Annotated in this window: 7 protein-coding genes; 4 read left to right on the forward strand and 3 right to left on the reverse strand. The window is 72.0% G+C overall.

Annotated features, from left to right (window positions below; translation table 11 throughout):
• Window positions 1–43: 43 nt before the first annotated feature.
• Together ACFXBC_RS06155 and sigJ are read right to left on the reverse strand one after the other, a co-directional pair.
• Complete coding sequence (locus ACFXBC_RS06155; RefSeq protein WP_385019219.1) at window positions 44–811, reverse strand: GntR family transcriptional regulator; 768 nt, start codon at window positions 809–811, stop codon at window positions 44–46.
• Between the two features lie 314 nt (window positions 812–1,125).
• Window positions 1,126–2,013 carry an RNA polymerase sigma factor SigJ gene (gene sigJ, locus ACFXBC_RS06160; protein WP_385019221.1) on the reverse strand — a complete coding sequence of 296 codons (888 nt, stop codon included), beginning with the start codon at window positions 2,011–2,013 and terminating at the stop codon, window positions 1,126–1,128.
• A 181-nt stretch (window positions 2,014–2,194) separates the two neighbouring features.
• Between sigJ and ACFXBC_RS06165 the strand changes: the two genes are divergently transcribed.
• Complete coding sequence (locus ACFXBC_RS06165; RefSeq protein WP_385019223.1) at window positions 2,195–3,025, forward strand: alpha/beta fold hydrolase; 831 nt, start codon at window positions 2,195–2,197, stop codon at window positions 3,023–3,025.
• Between the two features lie 379 nt (window positions 3,026–3,404).
• The gene (locus tag ACFXBC_RS06170) at window positions 3,405–4,859 is read left to right on the forward strand and encodes a GNAT family N-acetyltransferase (RefSeq protein ID WP_385019225.1); all 1,455 of its coding nucleotides are present in this window, start codon (window positions 3,405–3,407) and stop codon (window positions 4,857–4,859) included.
• An 86-nt stretch (window positions 4,860–4,945) separates the two neighbouring features.
• On the opposite strand, the gene ACFXBC_RS06175 is transcribed toward ACFXBC_RS06170, so the two are convergent.
• Window positions 4,946–6,175 carry a trans-sulfuration enzyme family protein gene (locus tag ACFXBC_RS06175; RefSeq protein WP_385019227.1) on the reverse strand — a complete coding sequence of 410 codons (1,230 nt, stop codon included), beginning with the start codon at window positions 6,173–6,175 and terminating at the stop codon, window positions 4,946–4,948.
• A 59-nt stretch (window positions 6,176–6,234) separates the two neighbouring features.
• On the opposite strand from ACFXBC_RS06175, the gene ACFXBC_RS06180 reads away from it, so the two are divergent.
• Both ACFXBC_RS06180 and ACFXBC_RS06185 read left to right on the forward strand, forming a co-directional pair.
• Window positions 6,235–6,732 (forward strand): Lrp/AsnC family transcriptional regulator, encoded by a 498-nt coding sequence (locus ACFXBC_RS06180; RefSeq protein WP_385019229.1) that lies wholly within the window; start codon window positions 6,235–6,237, stop codon window positions 6,730–6,732.
• 35 nt (window positions 6,733–6,767) lie between these two features.
• Complete coding sequence (locus ACFXBC_RS06185) at window positions 6,768–8,459, forward strand: DUF885 domain-containing protein (RefSeq protein WP_385019232.1); 1,692 nt, start codon at window positions 6,768–6,770, stop codon at window positions 8,457–8,459.
• The last annotated feature ends 347 nt before the right edge of the window (window positions 8,460–8,806 follow it).

Below are 8,806 nucleotides of genomic sequence, written 5' to 3' on the forward strand. Positions count from 1 at the left end.
CCTCACGCCGGACGGGTGCGTAACTGGCAGGGGACGCCCGGGGTCAGGAAGCCTTCTTGTCGCCGGGCAGTTGGTCGCTGATCTCCAGGTCGCCCGAGTCACCGAAGGTGAGCCGGCAGGTGTCCGCCCGGTAAGTGGCCACCGACACCGCCACGGTCCTGCCGCCCGCGATGTACCGGGTGGTGACGACGAGCACCGGAGCGCCGGGCAGCCGGTCGAGTTCCTTGGCGTCGTCGGCGCGGGCCGAGCCGAGTTCGACAGCACGGTCCTGGCCGTCGAGGTCCAGATGCTGCAGCTCGCGCAGGACCGCGCGTGCACGTGACGGGCCTGACGGGGCCTCTATGGCGGACAGTGCGGGCACGGAGGCGTCCGGTACGTACACCAGCTCGGTGGCCACGGTCTGACCATGCGTCACCCGGACCCTGCGTACGGTGTGCACCGACGCGTCGCCGTCCGCCTCCAGCAGACGCCCGACGGCGGTGGGCGGCGCCGCGCTGCCGCACTCGACCGGCTGCCAGGCATCATCCGACGCGCCGGGCCAGGCCTGCTGGGAAGTCGACACATCGACACCGACACGCGGCGGGGCGACAGTGGTACCCACCCCCCGGCGGCGCTGCAGACGGCCTTCCAGCTCCAGCTGCTCCAGCGCCTGACGCAGCGTGGCGCGCGCGACACCGAAGCGGGCGGCGAGTTCACGCTCGTTCGGGAGGATCTCCCCGACCGTGAACTCCGAGTCCAGCGCGTCAGTGAGCACGGTCTTGAGGTGCCAGTACTTCGGCTCCGGCACCGATTCCAGCTGCGTGGTCCCCACCCTGATCCTCCGCAATCGCCGTATGCCCGGCGGCTTTTCCGTGCCCTTGTTTATTAAAGGTTCCTGCACTAACTCTGTGAGAGTAGGGCGGCACCTCTTCTTGGTCAAGACCAATCCTCGCGCGACAGCGGAGCGGAGTCGCGTAATGACGCAGAGCGTTCATGAAAAGTTATCGCTCGGAGCGCCGTGACCAGACGGCTATGAGCGGAGCCGGAGCACCGGGGCGAAGCAGGACGGTCGGCGGCCAGGGAGGCCGGGAACACCGGCCGGGGAAGGGGGCCGGGCCTCGCGTGGACGGGAAGAGCCGGAGCGCCCTACTCCGCCGGGAGCAGCAGGAGTTTGTCAGGATTGCGCACGATATAGAGCTCGGCGATGAGACCGTCCCTGACCTCCGCCTGCACGACGGAGTCCACAGTGCCGCCGCGGGCGATCACCACGATCGCCGGGGCGCCGTTGATCTCCCTCACCTGGAACTCGGCGCCCTCGACGCCCTTCTCCGCGACCCCGGCCAGGAACCGGCCCACCTTGTCCGCGCTCTCGATGACGCGCAGCGGCGCCTGGGCCTTGCCGCCACTGTCCCCCACCAGGCGAACTCCGGGCGTGAGCAGGGCCATCAGCTCATCCAGGTTCCCGCCGGAGGCCGCGGCGAGGAACCGTTCGGTCAGATCCCGGCGTTCGGCCGGATCGACGTCGTACCGCGGTTTGCGTTCCTTCATATGGCGCCGGGCCCGCCCGGCGAGCTGGCGCACGGCCGCCTCGCCGCGGTCGAGCACCACGGCGATCTCGGCGTACGGGAAGCCGAAGGCCTCCCGCAGCACGAACACCGCGCGCTCCAGCGGTGAGAGCGATTCCAGGACCACGAGAACGGCGAACGACACGGACTCGGCGAGCACCGCCTGCTCGGCCGTGTCCGGAACGGCAGACCCGAAGTCCGTGGCCAGCGGCTCGGGGAGCCATGGTCCGACATAGGCCTCGCGCTGCGACTGCACATGCCTGAGCCGGTCGAGAGCCAGCCGGGTGGTGACGCGGACGAGGAAGGCTCGCGGTTCGCGTACATCCCCGCGGTCGGCCGCCGACCAGCGCAGCCACGCCTCCTGTACGACATCCTCGGCGTCGGCGACCCGGCCGAGCATGCGGTAGGCCACACCCGTCAGCACGGAGCGGTGCTCTTCGAAGAGGTCGGTCGCGGTATCGGTCGCCACTCCCCCATCCCAGCCGACCGGCCCGCCCGTGTCCAGAAGGAATCGCCGGAGGAAAACGGCGGGACGGGCTCGGATCTGCCCCGGGCCGCCCACTTGAAGTGCAAGCTACTCAAGGGTAATTGTTGCTGACACAACGTCTAGGGCCTGCCGTCTGGATCGGGCCGGATCAGGGAGCAGCAGCATGGCCGCCCAGGTCTCCTTCACGGTCGACACCCCGAAAGGGCAGAAGCCGGTCTCGGTCGCGTACGAACGCACCGGATCCGGCGCCCCGCTCCTGCTGCTGCACGGCATCGGCCACCATCAGCAGGCGTGGGCCCCGGTCGTGCACATCCTGGCCGCCGAACGCGAGGTCATCACCGTGGACCTGCCCGGGTTCGGTACCTCGCCCGCGCTGCCCGACGGGGTGCCGTACGACCTCGCGTCGGTCGTGCCCGTACTCGGTGCGATGTGCGGGGCGCTCGGGATCGAACGGCCCCATGTGGCGGGGAACTCGCTCGGTGGTCTGCTCGCACTTGAGCTGGGCAGCAGGGGTCTCGTACGGTCGGTCACCGCGCTCTCGCCGGCCGGGTTCTGGACACAGGCCGAGCGGCGTTACGCGTTCTCGACGCTGGCGGCGATGCGGCAGGGAGCGCGGCTGCTGCCGCTCCCGGTGGTCGAGCGGCTGTCGCGCTCGTCGGCCGGGCGGGCGGCCCTCACCGGCACCATCTACGCACGGCCCGGCCGCCGTTCACCCGATGCGGTCGTCGCCGAGACCCTGGCCCTGCGCACCGCCACCGGTTTCGACGAGACGCTCGCCGCCGGCCGGGACGTGCTCTTCACCTCCGAGGTGAGTGGCGTGCCCGTCACCGTGGCCTGGGGCACGAAGGACCGTATCCTCCTGCGCCGTCAGGGCGTCCGGGCCAAGCGGACCATGCCGGGCGCCCGGCTGGTGCGGCTGCCCGGCTGCGGACATGTCCCGATGAACGACGACCCCGCTCTGGTGGCCCGCGTCATCCTCGACACCAGCCGCTGAGCCCTGCCGGACGTTCACGCCCCCCGGGCCGGTTCCTGAAACGGGCGGCCCGGTGGGTGTCGCGGTGCGTCCGCCGCCCGACCACGGAACCGTCCGGCCCCGCGACGACGTCGTACATCTGGCGCCCGGATACGCGCATCTGGCGCCGCCGGAGACCGGGCGGGGGATCCTGCTGCCGGCAGGAACCAATTGAGGCCCTTGTCGGTTCACTTGGGGTGAGGGGGTACGTTCAATGGCAACTGCGTCACCATGGGGCGCCGGACCGGATGCTTCACGTCTTTTCCGGCAGAAAAGGGTGCTCAATCAGCCAAAAGCACACTTAACCCATCAGTCACAGGCTGTTCGTGATCACGCAACACCGCTCGGTCACAGTGAGGCCATGACCGATGTGAATCCCGCGAAGAGCGCCCGCCGCCCGCACCACTGGCGCCGGGACCTCATCGAACTCGCCGCCCTGTTCACCGCCGTCGCTCTCGCCGATGCCCTGGCCAACCTCGTCGCACACGGGCCCGACGGGCCCTTCCTCCTGGTCGCAGCCGCGGTGGCGCTCATCGGCACGGCGGCGTTCCACCTCTGGTGGGCCCAGCGTCACAGCCACGCGCCGCCGTCGCGGCCGCCCGGCGCGCACGGCACGGCTGCCGCGCACGGCACACCCCACGGCCGGCGCCCGCTCAGCAGCCACGACACCGACACCAGCAGCGACAGCGACAGCGACACGAACGAGTTGGGCCGGTCCGAGACCGTGCTCTGGCGGATGCGGACGACCGTACGGGACGAGCCAGGCAGCCTGGCCGCCCTGTGCACAGCGCTGGCCCGTCACCGGATCGACATCCTGACCCTCCAGACCCACCCGCTCACCGAAGGCACGGTCGACGAGTTCCTGCTCCGTGCCCCCAGCACCGTCCAGTCCCGGCAGCTCGGCCACGAGGTCGCCGCGGCGGGCGGGCACGACACCTGGATCGAGCGCGCGGACACCCATGACCTGGTCGACACACCGGCCAGGGTTCTGGCCCTCGCCACCCGCACAGCCCTGGACGCCGCCGAACTTCCGCTGGCGCTGAGGCAGTTGCTCGGCCGCTGCACCATCCACTCGCTGCCCGCGGCGCCGGGACGTGGCGCACCCCCGGACGGGACCATTCCGGCGGAAGGCGTACTGGAGGAGCGAGTGATGCGGCTGCGCGACCCCTCGGGGGGCACGATCACCGTCGAGCGGCCCCATCTGCCGTTCACCCCCACGGAGTTCGCCCGCGCCCGGGCCCTCATCGAGCTCGATGCCCGCCTCGGCCCGCGGATGCCGCGCAGCAAGGATGTCCTCACCCTCCCCGAGGGAAACGAGATCACCGTGCGCAGGGCGGGCCCGGACGACGCGGACGCGGCCAGGGCGATGCACGAGCGGTGCAGCGACCGGACGCTGGGCCTGCGCTACCACGGCCCGGTGGGCGACGCGGACCGCTACCTCGGCCATCTGCTGAGCCCCCGCTTCGGCCGCACCCTCGCCGTGCAGACCGCTTCGGGACGCGTCGTCGGCCTCGGCCACCTGCTGTGGGACGGCGACGAGACGGAGGTCGCGCTGCTCGTCGAGGACGCCTGGCAGCGCCGCGGCATCGGCGCCGAGCTGCTCGGCCGGCTGGTCGCGCTGGCCGAGGAGACGGGGTGCGAGAGCGTGTACGCGGTGACGCAGGCGTCCAACACCGGGATGGTGGCGGCGATGCGCGGCCTCGGGCTGCCGCTCGACTACCAGATCGAGGAGGGCACCCTGGTGATCACCGCACGGCTGGTGACAAAGCCCGCGCACTCGGGTCCGGCCCACGGTCTGCCGCACGACCTGCCGTAGGACCCTCGGCAGGGCCCTGCGGCAGATCCCTCCGCACGGCCTGCGCATCAGCGGCGGATCGGCTCGCCCTCCGCAAGGCCTGCGCGTCAGCGGGCGACCGGCTCGCCCTCGGCACGGCCCGCGATACGGGCTTCCGAGTCGCCTGCCGTACGGGCCGGGTGCGCCGTACGGGCAGAGCCCGAGCTGAGCGCCCCGTCCAGGTCCGCCCAGAGATCGTCCACGTCCTCCAGGCCCACCGACATCCGCAGCAGCCGCTCGCTGACCCCCGCGGACCGCCGGTCTCCCTCGGCCACAATGCGGTGGCTGATGGAGGCGGGGTGCTGGATGAGGGTGTCGACGCTGCCGAGGCTGACGGCGGGAGTGATCAGCCGTACCCCCGCGATCACCCGGTGCGGGTCGCCGTGGACCTCGAAGGCCACCATGGCGCCGCCCAGCTTCGGATAGTGGACCGCCGCGATCCTCGGGTCGCGGGCCAGCCTGCGGGACAGCTCGGCGGCCGTGGCGGCGGCGGCCCGCATCCGGACCGGCAGGGTCGAAAGACCGCGCAGCAGCAGATAGCCCGAGAGCGGATGCAGGACACCGCCGGTCGCGAACCGCAGCTGCCGCAGCGCCCGTGCGAACTCCTCGTCACAGGCCACCACCCCCGCCAGCACATCGCCGTGCCCGCCCAGGTACTTCGTCGCGCTGTGCAGCACGATCCGCGCCCCGTGCTCCAGCGGCCGCTGCAGGACCGGGGTCGCGAAGGTGCTGTCGACCAGCAGGGGCACCGCACCGCAGGAGTGTGCGAGCGCCCGGATGTCGATCTCGGCGAGCGTCGGGTTGGCCGGCGTCTCGACCATCACCAGGCCGGTGTCCGGGCGGATCGCGTCGGCGACACCCGCCGGGTCCGTCCAGGTCACCTCGGTGCCGAGCAGCCCGGCGGTGAGCAGATGGTCGCTGCACCCGTACAGCGGCCGTACCGCGACGACATGGCGCAGTCCCTGGCTCGCCCGTGCGAGCAGGACAGCGCTGAGCGCGGCCATTCCGCTGGCGAAGGCCACCGCGCTCGCGGCCCCCTCCAGCCGGGCGAGCGCCGTCTCGAAGCGTGCGGTGGTGGGGTTGTCGAGCCTGGCGTAGACCGGCGGACCCTGGGGGCGGGCCCCGGTGGCGGCGAACTCGTCGATCCTGGCCGCCTCCTGCCTGCTGTCGTACGAGGGGTACGTCGTGGACAGGTCGATGGGTACGGCGTGCAGGCCGAGACCGGCGAGGTCTTCGCGTCCGGCGTGCACCGCTTCGGTGGCCAGGGCCCTGGATGTGGTCGAGGCATCGGATTCCATGGGGGAACTCTGAACACCTGCCGGGGAGTTCGGGCCGTTGCCCGTGTTACGTTCGGCTCATGGGCGAATCCGTCGTACTGGATCCGGTCGATCTGCATCTGCTCCGGCTCCTGCAGAACGATGCACGGACCACCTACCGGGAGCTGGCGGCGGAGGCCGGGGTCGCCGCTTCGACCTGTCTCGACCGGGTGGCGCGGCTGCGGCGTTCCGGGGTGATCCTGGGCCATCAGCTCCGGCTCGACCCGTCGAAGCTGGGGCGCGGTCTCCAGGCGCTGCTCTCGGTGCAGGTACGTCCGCACCGCCGGGAGCTGGTCGGCCCCTTCGTGGAGCGGATCCGGGGGCTGCCCGAGTCACGGGCCCTCTTCCATCTGACCGGCCCTGACGACTATCTGGTGCATGTGGCGGTGGCGGACGCCGCGGATCTGCAGCGCCTGGTCCTGGACGAGTTCACGGCCCACCGCGAGGTGGCCCGCGTCGAGACCCGGCTGATCTTCCAGCAGTGGGACTGCGGTCCGCTGCTGCCCCCGGGTGAGCGGGAGCGCGGATCCGGGGAGTGATGGCGCGGATCTCCCCGGCGTACGAAGATGTCCGCATGTCACAGACTCTCAACAGCCCGCTGCCCCGTCAGGTCGCCGACGCGTATGTCGACTCCCTCATCGCTCTCGACCCGATCACCGGTACCTACCTCGGAGTACGCGAGAGCTCCCGCTCCCTCCCGGACTTCTCCCCCGCCGGGCAGGCCGCCCTCGCCTCGCTCGCGCGGGCGACCCTGGCCGAACTCGACGCCGCGGAGCGCCGGCCGGGCGGGGACAGCGACGCCGAACGCCGGTGCGGGCGGCTGCTGCGCGAGCGGCTCAACGCCGAACTTGCCGTGCACGAGGCCGATGAGGCGCTGCGCGCCGTCAGCAACATCCACTCCCCGGCCCATGCCGTCCGCGAGGTGTTCACCGTGACGCCGGCGGAGACCGAGGAGGACTGGACGGCCGTGGCGGAGCGTCTCGGCGGGGTGCCGGCCGCGCTCGACGGGTACCGCGAGTCCCTGGCCCTCGGTCTCGAACGGGGGCTGCTCGGCGGCCCGCGCCCCACCGAGACCTTCATCGGCCAGCTCTCCGATTGGGCCGGTTCCGGTGCCGAAGGCACGGGCTGGTTCGAGGAGTTCGCAGCCGCGGGCCCGGAATCGCTGCGCAAGGAGCTGGACACGGCGGCGCGTGCCGCGACGGCCGCGGTGGCCTCGCTCCGGGACTGGATGCGCGATGTCTACGCCCCCGCGGTGGAGGACGCGCCGGACACGGTCGGCCGCGAGCGGTACGCCCGCTGGTCGCGCTACTTCAACGGCACCGATCTGGACCTGGACGAGGCGTACGCGTACGGCTGGTCCGAATACCACCGGCTGCTGGCCGAGATGAGGACCGAGGCCGAGAAGATCCTTCCGGGCGCCGGCCCGTGGGAGGCGCTGGCACACCTCGATGAGCACGGTACGCACATCGAGGGCGTGGACGAGGTCCAGAAGTGGCTCCAGGGCCTGATGACGGAGGCGATGGACGCGCTCGACGGCACCCACTTCGAACTCGCCGAGCGGGTACGGAAGGTCGAGTCCCGGATCGCACCGCCGGGCGGCGCCGCGGCCCCGTACTACACGCCCCCGTCGGAGGACTTCTCACGGCCGGGCTGCACCTGGCTGCCCACCATGGGCGAGACCCGCTTCCCGGTGTACGACCTGGTCTCCACCTGGTACCACGAGGGCGTGCCCGGACACCATCTCCAGCTGGCGCAGTGGGTGCATGTCTCGGACCAGCTCTCCCGTTACCAGGCGAGTGTCGGGATGGTCAGCGCCAACGCCGAGGGCTGGGCGCTCTACGCCGAGCGCCTCATGGACGAGCTGGGCTTCCTGCCGGACGCGGAGCGCAGGCTCGGATACCTCGACGCACAGATGATGCGCGCCTGCCGGGTGATCGTGGACATCGGCATGCACCTGGGGCTGGAGATCCCGGCCGATTCGCCGTTCCACCCGGGTGAGCGCTGGACACCCGAGCTGGCGCAGGAGTTCTTCGGGAACCACAGCGGGCGGCCCGCCGACTTCGTGGAGAGCGAACTCATCCGCTATCTGTCGATGCCGGGTCAGGCCATCGGGTACAAGCTGGGCGAGCGGGCGTGGCTGCTGGGCCGGGAGAACGCCCGGGAGGCGCACGGCGATTCGTTCGACGCGAAGGCCTGGCACATGGCCGCGCTGTCGCAGGGGTCGCTGGGCCTCGACGACCTGGTGGACGAGATCTCGAAGCTGTAAGCGGGGGACGGTCGGCGCGGGGCGTCCGGCACGGTACGTCGGCGGCCGGGCTCGTGCGCGGTGCACGGACCCGGCGGCCGGTCGGCAGCCGTCCGGCCCGCCCCGAGGCGGTCGGCGCCACACTGCTCCCCGCCCTGCCTCTCTCGTACGGTGTGCCCTCGCGGCACCTCGTAATCGAAGCCGCCCCGCGCCTCCTGGGCCCGGTGGCCGGGTCCGGCGAGCAGCGGCGCGGCGCGGGCGCCGCCGCAGCAGGGGGGGGGGCCGCCCCCCCCCCGCGGGGGCGGGGGGGGGCCCCCCCCGAGGTGGGGGGCCCCGCGCCCCAGACAGCGCTGTCGGAGACAGACCCG

The organism is Streptomyces sp. NPDC059398 (assembly GCF_042751845.1).
Lineage (GTDB): Bacteria > Actinomycetota > Actinomycetes > Streptomycetales > Streptomycetaceae > Streptomyces.